Here is a 12,682-nt window from a genome sequence, read left to right on the forward strand (position 1 = left end):
GAGATCCGTCCGCCGGAAACCCTGCTAGCAGGGAGGCCCGACGTTTCGAGGGCAGCCAGGGTGGGGCAGGGTTGACCATGGAGTTCTGCCCGCTCGGATAGCGGCTAGCTGTGTGGTGGGGCCGGCGTGCCGGCCTTAGCCTGATGATCGTGACCCTGCGGTGCTTGCTCGTCGACGACAGCCTGGAGTTCCTGCTGACCGCGCGGACATTGCTCGAACAGGAGGGCCTCCAGGTCGTCGGCGTCGCTTCGACGGGCGCCGAGGCACTCGTCCGCGCTGCCGAACTGCGTCCCGACGTGACGCTCCTCGACGTCGATCTCGGCACGACCGACGGCTTCGAGCTGGCGGGGCGCCTGGCTGCGCGTCCGGACGCCGGCGCCGGTCATCTGATTCTGATTTCCGTGAACGCCGAGGAGGATCTCACCGACCTGATCGAGGCGAGCCCGGCCATCGGGTTCGTGTGGAAGCCGTCGCTGTCCGCCGCGGTGATCAAGGCGCTGGTCCGCGCCGCCGAAGGCGGCACACGGGGGTGAGGTGGCTCCCGGTCAGGCCTGGTCCGTGCCGGCGCACCGCAGGGGGAACTCGGCCAGAACGGTGGTGCCGGCGCCGGGGGCGGAGTGCAGGGCGAGCCGGCCGCCGAGCGTCTCCACGCGGTCCTTGAGTCCGAGCAGGCCCGTTCCGCCGGTGAAGTGCGCGCCGCCGTGGCCGTCGTCGTGCACCTGGACCCGCAGGAGGGCGCCGGCCGGGGTGGTGTCGACCTCGACCTCCACCGTCACGACCGAGGCCTCGGCGTGCTTGGTGGCGTTCGTCAGCGCCTCTGCGACGACGTAGTAGGCCGCGATCTCGACCGGTTCCGGCAATCGTCGGCCGGTGGGCGACTTGATCTGCACGGGGACGCGTGATCGGCGGGCGAGCGCGTTGAGGGCGGGGAGCAGCCCGCCTTGGGCGAGGGCCGGGGGGTGGATGCCGCGGGCCAGTTCGCGCAGCTCGGTCATCGCAGTGGCGGCTTCGGCCGCGAGAGCCTCCAGCTGTTCCCGCAGCGCATCGAGCTCGGGCGGTACTGCTGCTCGGACGATGCGCGCGCGCATGGCGAGCGTCACCAGACGTTGCTGGGCGCCATCGTGCAGGTCCCGCTCGATCCGCCGACTCGCCTGGTCGGCGGCGGCGGCGATACGCGCGCGCGAGGCGGTGAGGTCGGCGTAGAGCTGGGCGTTGTCGAGGGAGACGGCGAGCTGCGCGGCGATGAGCCGGACGGCGTCGAGTCGTTCCGTGCTGAACGCGGCGCGCATGAGGCGGTTCTCCAGCAACAGCACCGCCCGCAGCGCGCCGCGGCCGAGAATGGGCATGGCCAGCAAAGAACAGGCCTCGAGGCCGACGATGTACGGATCGCGGGCGAAGCGGTCGTCGCGGGTGGCGTCGTCGACGATCAGGATCTCAGCCGTCCGCTGGACGTAGCGCACGGCCGACATCGGCAGGTCGCCTTCATGCGGGCCGCCCGCCGTGGCGGCATCCCTCGTGTGGTCCGGTGCGGGGAGCAGCCAGTCGTGGTGGTCGTCGTCCCACAACAACAGATGGACGCTGGTGGCGCCGGTCATCGCACTGAGCACCTCGACGACGCGGGTGTGCAAGCGTTCGATGTCGGTCTCCGAGCTGAGCGCCTGGGACGCGGCGAGGATGGCGAGCAGGTCGAGCGTGCCGGTCGTGACCGTCGAGGAAAGCCGAAGATCATCGGCACGCCGGTCGCCGCCGGGCTCGCCGGCCGTGAGTGCTCCCAGCCGTGGGGTCGGGTAGGCCCAGTCCAGCTGAGCCACCTTCGCCGTCGCGCCCCATGCGGCGTAGTACTGCCGCGCGCGGGCGAGCAGGTCGCGGCCGGCCTGCTCCAACCCGTGTGCGAGGTAGAAGCGGGCGGCGCGTTCGGTGATGAGGGCCCGGTGCCATGGGCGCTGCCGGCCGGCGGCCTCGCGCCGGGCGGTGTCGAAGGCGAGGGCGCCGGCGCGGAAGTCGCCGACCGCCCAGGCTCGCTCCGCCTCCAGCAACCGCTGCAGGTGCCGGAAGTTGTCCGGCGCGTCCGCGGCGCGGGCGGCCAGCCACCGCGTCACCTCGTCCAGTTCGGACAGCAGTTCGCCGCGTTCGTCACCATCGCCGGCGCGGGCCTGCTCGGCGAGGGCCAGCCCGCGCAGCAGGCGGGCCACGGCGGTGGGGTAGAGGCCCGGTAAAGCCGGTAGCAGCGGCATCGCCGCCGCGGCGTGCCGCGCCAGGCCGCTCGGATCGCCGAAGACCGCGGCGACGAGCGCGTGGCTGAGATGCGCGTGGAAGAGCCGCATCGGGTTGTCGGCGTACCCGTCAGTGGGCACCGCCTCACCGGTGGTGGCGACGCTCTCGCCGAGCAGCACACCGGCCAGCCACCGGTAGCTGTCGAGCCACTGGCCGGTCTGCTCGTTGCCGGTGCGCCGCACGAAGGTCAGCCCCGCCTCCACCTCGGCGACGAGGATGTCCAGTGACGGCGCGCAGTCCAGCAGGTAGTGCGCGGTCGGGTGGTAGGTGTAGCCGGCGTTGGCCAGGTCGCCCCCCGCGATCAGCCCCTCGCGGGCCCGCTTCGCGGCTCGGACACCGTTCTCGATCGGCTCGAACCAGCAGCTCAGCAGGGCGAACCGGCGGCGGGCTTCGGAGGTGCCGGGCTCGTAGCCGCGGGTCTCACCCAACGCCAGGACCCGGCGCACCGCCCGGTACCCGGCGGCGTGGTGACCGCGCCGCGCCACCGCGGCGACGGCGGCGGCGCTGGCGGGTCCGATGAGGGTGGGACCAGGGCCGTACTCGTGCCAGATCCGCAGGGACTCCAAACTCAGCCAGGCGACCGTGGCGTGGCCGCCGCCGAAGTACGCAGCCGGCTGGACTGCGTCGATCAGACGGGTCGAGGCCAGCAGCGTGGGCTCTGTGAGGTCGGGCCGAGCCAGATCATCGACACCGTCGGTGCGGTCCAGCCAGCGGTGCAGGCGGTCGAACTGGTCGTCGAGCTCGGCGGCGAGCCGGTCCGCCACCGGAACGGTGATGCCGAGCTCACGCAGCGAGGCGATGCCGAGTCCGATCGCGTCCGCGAATCGGTTCCGGTGAGTCAGGCTGCTCACCTGCACCACCGTCGCGTCCGCGCGGTCCGATGCGGAAGGGCGCAGCCCTTCGATCGTGCGGTACTCCTCGTCCGCCTCATCCAGGCGGCCCAGGCCGTAGAGGGCGGCGTGGCGGCCCGTGTGAACCGCGATCAGCGTGGTGGTCTCACCCGGCTCGATCAGCTGCAGCGCGGCGGCCAGCAGCGCGTTCACCAGCGCATGGTCCCCGATCATCATGGCCTGCTCGGCGGCGCGTCGCAGCAGCCCCACCACCCGACGCCGCTCGCCTGCATCATCGATCGCGTCGACGACCGGCAGGTACTGCCCGGCGGCGACCGCGTACAGCTCCGGCACCCGGGCCAGCCGCCGGGCCGTGGCCAGCTGCAGGGTGCGTCGCCGCCCCGGGTCGAGCCCGCGCAGGATCGTCTCGCGGATCCGGTCGTGGCGGAACCGCACCGCATCGTGGGCGCCCGGCTCCATGACGAGAAGGCCTTCCGCGACGGCGGGCGCCAGCATCGGTTGCACCTCGGCCGCCGGGGCACCCGTCGCAGTCTGCAGCAGGCTCAGCTCGGCGCGCCCGCCCAGACAGGCCATCGCCTCCAGCAGTTGCCGGGACCGCGGCGGTACGGTCTCGATGCGCGCCGCGAGCAGCTCGCCGACCTGAGAGCGGCCCAGGTGGGTGTGCACGGTTGCCGGGTCCCACTGCCACCCGGTGGTGGTGGGGGTGAGAAGGCCGTCGCGGCGCAGCGCATTGAGCAGCTCCACCGTTTCGTACGGGTTGCCGGACGTGTGGGGCCCGATCACCTCGGCCAGATCGGCCGCCACGGCCGGGTGCGTGCGCAGTATCTCGGCGACCATGGTGACGAGGGTCGAGACGGGCAGGTTGTCCAGTAGCAGGTGCCGCACTCCGGCCCGGTCGTGCCATCGGGACAGCGGCGCGGCCAGCGGATGCGCCGCGTCCACGTCCTCGTGGCGGTAGGCCCCCACCAGCAGCAGGCCTTCAACCGGTTCCTCGTCGAGCATCATGTCGACGAGGCCGAGCGAGGCGCGCCCGGCCCACTGCAGGTCGTCGAGGAACAGCACCACCGGGCGTTCCCGCGACGCGACCGCCCGCAGCGCCTGCACGGCCATCCGCTGCGCCCGGTTCTGCGCGGTCAGCGCATCCCCGGGATCGGGCGGTACCGCCAGCAGCGCGGCGAACTCCGGCACCACCGCGGTCAGGAGCCCGGCGTTCGGGCCGAGCGCGGCCAGGACCCGTGCCCGGACCTCGGCCAGCTCGACCTCGGGCTCGGCCAGCAGCAGCCGCCCGAGCGCCCGGAACGCCTGGTGGACCCCGTTGAACTCCAGGTCGCGCCGGTACTGGTCGAACTTGCCGGCCACGAACCAGCCGCCCCGGCCGGCCACCAGCGGCCGCAGCTCGTCGACGAGCGCGGTCTTGCCCACCCCGGATGTCCCCCCGACCAGCACCGCCCGGCACCGGCCCTCCTGCGCGTCCTCGAACGCCGCATGCAGGGTTTCCACCTCGTCGTCGCGGCTCACCAGCCGCGGCGGCAGCAGACGCAGCGGAACATCGTGCTCGCCGACGCGGACCGACGCTGCCGCCGGACGCATCTGAGCCTCACGCACCCGCTCCAGGTCGTGAACCACGCCGTCGGCGGTCTGATAGCGGTGGTCCGGTTCCTTCTCCAGCAGATGCAGGATGATCTCCGACAGCGGCCCCGGTACGTCCGGGTTCACCTTCGCGGGTGGCACCGGCACCCGCGCCAGGTGATCGTGCACGAGGCGCAGCGGGTCCCCGGAGCCGAACGGCGGTTCCCCCGTGGCCAGCTCGTACAGCGTTGCCCCCAGCGCGTAGAGATCAGCGCGCTGGTCCACCGCCCGGCCCGTGCGTCCGGTCTGCTCCGGCGCCAGGTAGGCCAACGTCCCCACGATCTGCGTGTGGTGGGTGAACTCCGGGCGGATCTCGGCGAACGAGGTCGCCAACGAGAAATCGACCAGGCACGGGGCGCCGTCGACGGAGATCACGACATTGGCCGGGGTGATGTCGCGGTGCATCACACCCCGCCGGTGCATCCCCGCCACCGCCTGGGCCAGCTCCATCGCAAGCCCGATCAGGACATCGATCGCCAGCGGCTTGGCCAGCCCCGCCAGGCTGTTGCCACCGACATCCTCCAGCACGATGGACCCTGGGTACCGGGGCGCCTCCAGTTGCGCCACACCCGCGACATCGCGCAGCCGCTCGAGCATCGCCCGCTCACGCCGCAGCCGGCGCTCGGCCTCCGGCCCCAGCGGCTCCTTCCGGATGACCGTGCGCCCGGTCAGGAACAGCCGACTCACGCGCGTGCGCTCGCTCTCGTGCAGCACCTCGGCCTGCGGATCGCGGCCCGGCAACGCCTCGCCTGCCCCCATCCGACACCTCCCCGCACGAACGGCGCCCGCGCACACAGTGCCTACACCTGTTCGAGGGCGAAGGCGACCACTCGTCCGGGCTTGTGGAACCGATCGACCTGCCCGAACGCTGCCCGACGCGTCGTCAGACCGCGATCATTTGTGGAACCCGGGCGTGGCCGGTCGATAATCGTGGACATGGCGGAGAGCGGCGCTCGCGTGGTGGTGGCCGAGGACGACGTGTTGCTGCGTGAGGGCCTGGCCAGCCTGCTCATGGGGGCCGGGTTCGACATCGTCGGGCGTTACGGCACCCACACCGAGCTGATGGCCCACGTCTTGCAGCTGAACCCGGACCTCGTGATCGTCGATATCCGGATGCCGCCTACGCACACCACCGAGGGCTTGGACGCGGCCCGCACGATCCGGCAGGAGCTGCCCGACACCGCGATCCTCGTCCTGTCGGGGCACGTTCAGGTCGAGCAGGCCACGGAGCTGCTCAGGGGCGGGCAGCGCATGGGCTATCTGCTCAAGGACCGCGTCAGTGACGTCGAGGACTTCCTCTCCACGCTGGACCGGATCATCAAGGGCGCGTCCGTCGTGGATCCGGCGCTCGTGCAGGAGCTGCTCGCGGCCCGCCGGATCGAGGACCCCCTGCAGCCACTCTCACCACGGGAGCGTGAAGTGCTCGCGCTCATGGCCGAGGGCCTGTCCAACGCCGGCATAGCCCGCCGGCTGTGGCTGGCCGAGGGGACGATCGAGAAGCACGTCCGCAGCATCCTCACGAAGCTGGGCATCGCGGCGGCAGCCGAAAGCCACCGGCGCGTGCTGGCTGTCCTCACGTTCCTCGACAGCGACTGACCCGCGCCCGTGCCCCTCGCCGACGTGCGGGCACGTCTCGTTCTCGTCCGCACGCTCCCCTGAGCGTCGTTCCTGCGAGCAGCGCTGCGGAACATGCGCGTGCCGGTCAGCAGGTAGTGGGTGTTCCGGCTTCCGGGTACAGCGAATTGCTGCCTACCGGGCGGACGAGCCGCGCTCCGGTGACGACGCTTGGGGGCATGCCGACGCGCAACGCCCCTACCGAGATCGTCGACGCGAATCCGCAGGACACCAGCATCGTCAATGATCAGGGCGCAACGCCGATCGACGACATGGCCCCTCGCGCTGGTGGCGTACCAGGGCAGGCGAGCCAGACCACCGCTGTCAAGCCCGGTCCCGCCGCCTGATCCGACTCTTCTGCCCTCCCGGCTACGTCGCCCCGGCGCAGCCGCTCGAAGTGGAACGTCGCCCGTGCGCTTGTGGGGCGACCGTCCCACCGACATCCGCCGGGTGGCGTGATGGCTGCCCGCCACCCGGCGGACCTGCCGGCTCGGCCGGTCGCCGACCACGATCCGAACGGTCCACGAGACCCGATCCACACCAATCGATCCGAGCACGGAGTGGAAACCCGTTATGGAAACGATACCGCGCGACACGCCGACCGCTGGGGACATGTCACCGGCACAGGTCGCCGATCTGATCGACCAGGCCGCCACGCTCATCGAGACCGATGGCCTGGAGGTCGGCGACTACTGGACGAGGGCTCTGTTCCAGCCGTATGAGCCCGGGATGCCCTGCTGCACCGTGGGCGCGCTCGCGGCCGTGTCCGGTTACCGCGACGGCGTCGACGCCGAGAAGGCGTTCGTCGGGGTCAGCGACTACGACCCTCGGACCGGTGCCACCGAGCCCGACCGCCCGCATCTCGTGATGGCCACCGTGATGACGGCGCTCGGGTTCCGGGAGGCGGAGGACCTCTACGACTGGTCGGACAACGCCGGCGACCGGGAGGTCGTGGCGGAGCTCCGCTACGCCGCCGCGCTGATCCGCGCCCAGGCCGGCGGTGTGGCATGAGCTGGACGACGATCGGCGGCCTCGCCGACGAGCAGGTCGACACGGTCCCTGTCGGAGACGCCTGCGATGCCTGAGCCTCACGACCCGGTTCCGAAGCAGTGGAAGAAGCCCACGGGCGGTGCGAAGAGCGTCATACCGCTGGAGCCGCCGCCCACCCGGCCCCGCTACACCTCCGACGGCGTGTGGCGGCCTGCTTCGCCCGGCTGGGGCGACAGGCCCGGTGAGCGGGACACCCGCCCCCTCCCGAAGCTCACCTGAAACCCATCCCACCCACCCACGCGAAGGGAGCGCCGCCGCATGACCGGCTTCCAGCCCGCGCAGAGGGTCCAGGTGTTCGACCCCCAGCTGCAGCGGTACATCGAGGGCGGCGTTCTCACCGCCACGACCCGCTGCGTCCGCGTGTCGCTCGACGACCGCATGGTGCCGATCGACATCGACCCAGCCGACCACTTCCGCATCCAACCCCTCGAGGTCCCGCCCTGCACCGACTGCACGTCGCCGCTGTGCCCCGACCGTGGATCAGGCACGCACGGTGGCCGCAGCTGATCCGCCGCGAAGGGCCGGACGCGGCTTGCAACGTAGGCGTGTAGTGCATCCCAGCCGCTCGGGTTCCACGGTGATCAGGCGATCCCCGCCGGGTCGATGAGCGCGCGCACCCGCTCGGGCCCCACCGCCAGCAAGAGGGTGGGCAGCCGGGGGCCGGTGTCGCGCCCGACGAGCAGCCGGTAGAGAAGGGCGAAGAACTCGCGCTGCGCGGCCTTGAGCTCTTGGGTCGGGCCAGCGTCTGGTGGAAGGCCCGCGCTCAGCTTCGGCACGCCGTAGACGAGCGAGGTGAGCCCGCCGAGGCACCAGTCGTCGGTGAGGCGCTCGCTCAGCAGCCACAAGGATTCGCGGGCGCCCTCGTCGAGGGAGGCGAGCAGGTGGCGGTCCGGCTCGGCGCGCACGGTGGTGTGCTGGTCGGCCGGCAGGTAGGTGACCGACCAACGCTCGGCGCAGTCGAGGCGCGGGCGCAGCTCGTGCAGGTCGGTGACGCGGTTCTCGGTGTCGAGCCCCTGCACGATCCTCAGCGTCTGTTCCTCGGCGCCGGTGGTGATGTCGACGATCGATGCGAGCGTCCGGTACGGGAACGGCCGCGGGGTGAGGGGCATCTCGCCGAGGGCGGTCTGCGTGGAGCGGGCGTGTGCCACCTGCTCCTCCGCACTGGCCTCATCCTCCGCGACGCGGCGCTCGAGGCCGTCCCACTCGTCGTAGAGGCGGTAGATCTCCTGGTCGAAGGCGATCTTGAATGACTGGTTCGGCCTGCGCCGCGCGTACAGCCAACGCAACACCGCGGGCTCCATGATCGCCAGCGCGTCGGCGGGGGTCGGGACGGCACCGCGAGAACTGCTCATCTTCGCCATGCCACTGATACCGACGAACGCGTACATCGGGCCGATCGGCGGCTTCCCGCCGAATACTCCGTCGACGATCAGTCCGCCCACCTGGAACGAGGAGCCCGGTGAGGTGTGGTCGACGCCGGAGGGCTCGAAATCGACGCCCTCGTACACCCAGCGCATCGGCCAGTCGACCTTCCACACCAGCTTGCCGCTGGTGAACTCGCGCAGCAGCACGGTCTCCGTGTGCCCGCACCCGCACGCGTAGGTCATCTCGGTGGTGTCGTCGTCGTAGCGGACGACGGTGGTGAGGTCCTTTCCGCACTGCAAGCAGTAGGGCTTGAACGGGAAGTACTCGGACGGGGCCGGCGCGGTGCCGGCCCCGTCCGAAGGGCCGTCCGGTGCCGACTCCTTGGTGCGGTAGCGCCCGAGGATCTCGTCGATGCGCTTGCGCTCGCGCATGGCCAGGAGCACCGGCGCGGTGTAGGCACCGCTGGTGTACATGGCGGTCTGGCTGATGGGGTCGACCTCTATGCCCAACGCGGCCAACGATCCGATCATCGACGCCTTGAAATGCTCGGCCCAGTTCGTGTGCCGGCTACCGGGCGGGGCGGGCACGCTCGTGAGCGGCTTGCCGATGTGCTCGGCGTAGGAGGGGTCAATGGCCGCGGGAACGCGGCGGAAGCGGTCGTAGTCGTCCCACGACAGCAGGTGGCGACACTCGCGGCCGCGACGCTTGATCTCGTCGGCAACGAGGTGCGGTGTCATCACCTCGCGTAGGTTGCCCAGGTGGATAGGCCCTGACGGGCTCAGTCCGGAGGCGCACACGATCGTCGCGCCCGGCTTCCGACGGTCCGCCGTCGCGATCACCTCGTCGGCGAAGCGCGCAACCCAGTCGGAGCCCCAGAACCCATTCACAACAGGAAGCCATTCCTTTCACACACGCGTCCTCACAAATCGTCCTCGCGGACTCCGACCGGCGTCATACGAATCCTGCGTCCGGTGGGCGGACGGCCGACGTTCCGGCAGGCGCGCCCACGACGGGCGCCGCGTCACGCAGATCTTTGCCTGGCGGTCCCGTCAGCCGGATCTGCGCGGGTCGGACAGGCAAAGCAGGATCCACGGAACCACAACGGCTGCGGTGATCAGGCCGAGGATGAGCCACCCCGACGCCGGTACCAGGACCGAGGCGACGACGAGTACGCATAGCGCGAGGAGCAAGAGACCCGTGCAGCGCGCCGACAGCGGCCACCATCCACGGGTCGGCAACGAACCGTGGCGATCGATCTTCTGGACGAGGCGGGGGTCGCTCGCGGCCAGGTCGGCTGCGATGCCGGCCAGTACCCGCCCCTCCCAGGGGGACAGACCATCGCGGCCGTCGGGTTCAGAGCCGGCGGGTGTAGCCAAGGTCGGCGCCTTTCGCGCAGTGGGAATATTGGTCAGTTCGGGTCGGCTGTGGTGCTTTCGACGCTGGTGTGCTCGTCGTTCGAGTTGGCGATCCTGATGCGGCGTGTCTCGGCCCACTCCGCGCGGACGGAATTACTTCTTACCGGTCTTTTTCCTCCCGGCGACCGTCTTCTTCGGCCCCTTGCGGGTGCGGGCATTGGTCTTGGTGCGCTGGCCACGCACCGGGAGGCCCCGTCGGTGCCGGATTCCCTGGTACGCGCCGATCTCGATCTTGCGACGGATGTCGGCCTGCACCTCGCGGCGCAGGTCGCCCTCCACGCGGAGGTTGGTCTCGATGTACTCGCGGAGTGCGGCGAGGTTCTCGTCGGTGAGGTCCTTCGACCGCAGGTCCGTGTCGATGCCGGTGGCGTTGAGGATCTCCTTCGACCGGGTACGCCCGATGCCGAAGATGTAGGTGAGTGCGATCTCCATCCGCTTGTCGCGGGGGAGATCGACGCCGGAGAGTCGTGCCATTGGGCGATGTGCTCCTCGATCGGTTCTGCCAGGCTGCCGAAAAGCCCGTCCCGGTCCGACGCGTCTGTTCCGGGCCCCGGCCTGGAGGCGGGGGTGGACCGGGCCCGTGTGGCCAGTGGGTGAGCTCGGTTCCTCGGTGTTGCTGTGCGGTCGGTGCGCCCGAAAACCGCGACGTCCGGGTGGTCAGCCCTGGCGCTGCTCCCGACGAGGTTCTCGCAGGTCACCGTGGAGCCGCCGTGTCGAAGCTCGCGCCCTGATGGCGCACTCAACGCTGATCTCGGGCGACGACATCAAGCGGGTGTGGAGGGCCCACAGCGACCGACTGGCCCGTCAGACCCGCCCTCCATCTCGACCAAATCGCTGATGGGAGGGCCACGGGGACACCTCGGCCCATGTATGCCGGGCACCTTGAGAGGCGCCCGTCACCTGCAGGGGCAGTCGGTCGAACCCCCGGAACGGGTCGGTACGCATGAGCACGCGACCACTCCTCTCGCCGAACGCTGCATGATGTGCGGCTCCCGCCTGTTGAGAGCAGCCGACAGGACGCAGTGGACTATAGAGTCCAGTATTGGGGTCGAGAGGCGCTCGGTCAAGGCTACGATCCGGGTGATTCAAGCCATGCTCGACGCCGCGCTTCAGCTCCTGTAACCCGTGTGGAGCGGCTCGCGTCCCGCCGATGCCGAGTAGGGGCCTTGGGGGGCTCGCCCAGACCCCTCGGCGGCCAGGGCGACAGGAGTCGCCAGCTCCGACCGCAGTCCTGTCCTGCGACCCGAGACGGAGCGGGCCTCAGGCTGGACTGCGAGGTCCAGGAGGCGTCGATGGGAAGTACGAGGAAGCCTGGCCGACACCGGATGACATGTGATGGCGACAGCCTCCAACCGGGGTTGTGGCGGTAGCGGAGCTTGTCACCACTCGACCGCGAGGTGTCCTGACCGGGGATCGAATCGGATCCGCACGCCAGGGCGAAGGACCGCACCGGTGGGGCGGCACTGCGAGCAACGAAGCCTCCGCATCGCGGCAGCCGGGAACGAGTCGAAGTCCCACTGCCGCGAGCCACGCGGCCGGCTTCACGACGCGCCCCCCGCGGTGCAGGGGACGGCGCGGGACGTCTTCCGCGCCGTCGCCCACGGTGCGGCTGGAACTAGGCCTGCGATGGCACCCAGCGGCTTCGGCGGGCGCGATGCCGTTCTACCGCCCGAATCAGGCCTGCCGAGCCTTCCAGCGCGGCTCGCGCTTGTTCAGGACCACGACATGCCCACGGCGACGTGTGACGATCGATCCACGCTTCTTGCGGAGCGACCTCACCGAACTCCTCGACTTCATCGCGCACTTCCTCTCTTGTCCGATGGCTACAACCGGACTGCCCAGTTGTTGATTCCTCAGTACTCCAGCCGCAAGTCGCGACGGCCGGCCGGTCACGGCCGGTGTCGGAGGTGGCGCTGCTGGCGCCGGTGTCGGGCCCGTCCAAGGTGATCGCGGCGGGCAGCAACTACGGCGACCGCGTCGCCGAGGTGCACGCCGTGCAGGAGCGGACCCTCGGCCGCGTCGAGGCCTGGATGATGAACTTCGACGGCGGCGGCAAGGGCATCCCGGTGGAGAAGGAGATGGACGCCGGCATGGGCTGCACCGCCGGCCTCGACATCACCGTGCGTAGCGCCGCCGACCGCTCGCGGCGCAGGAGCTACGTCGGTTTCAGCCCGCTGGGACCGTGGCTCGTCGCCGCCGATGAGCTCGGCAACGGCTCGGACTTGGACATCTCAGTCGTCTGCGACGTCCCCGCGGAGAGCGACAGCACGGTCCAGCGGTCCGCCTCCCGGTTCGACGCGGTCGTGGTGGGGAAGTTCTCACATCGCCCTGCCATCGCGACTGAAATTCCCGCCGTGCCGGGCTCGCCACGCGCCCGCCGCTCTCACAGCGTCGCAGCATCGTCATCGTCGACGAAGAAGACGAAAGGAAGCTCCAATCAGCTGTAGACGACTGGCGGCCTCCGCTGACGACAGTCCACAGTCG

At 70.7% G+C, this 12,682-nt stretch carries 12 protein-coding genes; 7 read left to right on the top strand and 5 right to left on the bottom strand.

Annotated features, from left to right (window positions below):
* Positions 1-164: 164 nt before the first annotated feature.
* A complete protein-coding gene (locus CFP66_RS18050; protein ID WP_198961528.1) occupies positions 165-533 on the top strand; it encodes a response regulator in 369 nt (122 codons plus the stop codon).
* Between the two features lie 12 nt (positions 534-545).
* Here CFP66_RS18050 and CFP66_RS18055 read toward each other — a convergent pair whose 3' ends face one another.
* The gene (locus CFP66_RS18055; protein WP_094925666.1) at positions 546-5,513 is read right to left on the bottom strand and encodes an AAA family ATPase; all 4,968 of its coding nucleotides are present in this window, start codon (positions 5,511-5,513) and stop codon (positions 546-548) included.
* Between the two features lie 177 nt (positions 5,514-5,690).
* Between CFP66_RS18055 and CFP66_RS18060 the strand changes: the two genes are divergently transcribed.
* From CFP66_RS18060 to CFP66_RS18075, 5 genes are all read left to right on the top strand, one after another.
* The gene (locus CFP66_RS18060; protein ID WP_094925667.1) at positions 5,691-6,350 is read left to right on the top strand and encodes a response regulator transcription factor; all 660 of its coding nucleotides are present in this window, start codon (positions 5,691-5,693) and stop codon (positions 6,348-6,350) included.
* A gap of 197 nt (positions 6,351-6,547) precedes the next feature.
* Positions 6,548-6,715: a hypothetical protein gene (locus CFP66_RS47945; RefSeq protein WP_158228132.1), complete on the top strand. Its 168-nt coding sequence runs from the start codon at positions 6,548-6,550 to the stop codon at positions 6,713-6,715.
* A gap of 265 nt (positions 6,716-6,980) precedes the next feature.
* On the top strand, positions 6,981-7,379 hold the full coding sequence (locus tag CFP66_RS18070; RefSeq protein ID WP_094925669.1) for a hypothetical protein: 399 nt from the start codon (positions 6,981-6,983) through the stop codon (positions 7,377-7,379).
* Between the two features lie 66 nt (positions 7,380-7,445).
* Positions 7,446-7,637 carry a hypothetical protein gene (locus CFP66_RS47260; RefSeq protein WP_143517294.1) on the top strand — a complete coding sequence of 64 codons (192 nt, stop codon included), beginning with the start codon at positions 7,446-7,448 and terminating at the stop codon, positions 7,635-7,637.
* 39 nt (positions 7,638-7,676) lie between these two features.
* Positions 7,677-7,925, top strand: a complete 249-nt coding sequence (locus CFP66_RS18075; RefSeq protein ID WP_094925670.1) for a hypothetical protein — start codon at positions 7,677-7,679, stop codon at positions 7,923-7,925.
* Between the two features lie 74 nt (positions 7,926-7,999).
* Here CFP66_RS18075 and lysS read toward each other — a convergent pair whose 3' ends face one another.
* The 4 genes from lysS to CFP66_RS18095 form a co-directional block, all read right to left on the bottom strand.
* A complete protein-coding gene (lysS, locus tag CFP66_RS18080) occupies positions 8,000-9,670 on the bottom strand; it encodes a lysine--tRNA ligase (protein WP_094925671.1) in 1,671 nt (556 codons plus the stop codon).
* Positions 9,671-9,832: 162 nt separating this feature from the next.
* Complete coding sequence (locus CFP66_RS50325; protein WP_094925672.1) at positions 9,833-10,276, bottom strand: DUF3040 domain-containing protein; 444 nt, start codon at positions 10,274-10,276, stop codon at positions 9,833-9,835.
* A 15-nt stretch (positions 10,277-10,291) separates the two neighbouring features.
* The gene (gene rpsM / locus CFP66_RS18090; RefSeq protein WP_094925673.1) at positions 10,292-10,672 is read right to left on the bottom strand and encodes a 30S ribosomal protein S13; all 381 of its coding nucleotides are present in this window, start codon (positions 10,670-10,672) and stop codon (positions 10,292-10,294) included.
* 1,200 nt (positions 10,673-11,872) lie between these two features.
* The gene (locus tag CFP66_RS18095) at positions 11,873-11,995 is read right to left on the bottom strand and encodes a ribosomal protein bL36 (RefSeq protein ID WP_094925674.1); all 123 of its coding nucleotides are present in this window, start codon (positions 11,993-11,995) and stop codon (positions 11,873-11,875) included.
* 110 nt (positions 11,996-12,105) lie between these two features.
* On the opposite strand from CFP66_RS18095, the gene CFP66_RS18100 reads away from it, so the two are divergent.
* Positions 12,106-12,645, top strand: a complete 540-nt coding sequence (locus CFP66_RS18100) for a fumarylacetoacetate hydrolase family protein (RefSeq protein WP_143517295.1) — start codon at positions 12,106-12,108, stop codon at positions 12,643-12,645.
* The last annotated feature ends 37 nt before the right edge of the window (positions 12,646-12,682 follow it).

Origin of the sequence: Pseudonocardia sp. MH-G8 (assembly GCF_002262885.1) — a bacterium.
Lineage (GTDB): Bacteria > Actinomycetota > Actinomycetes > Mycobacteriales > Pseudonocardiaceae > Pseudonocardia.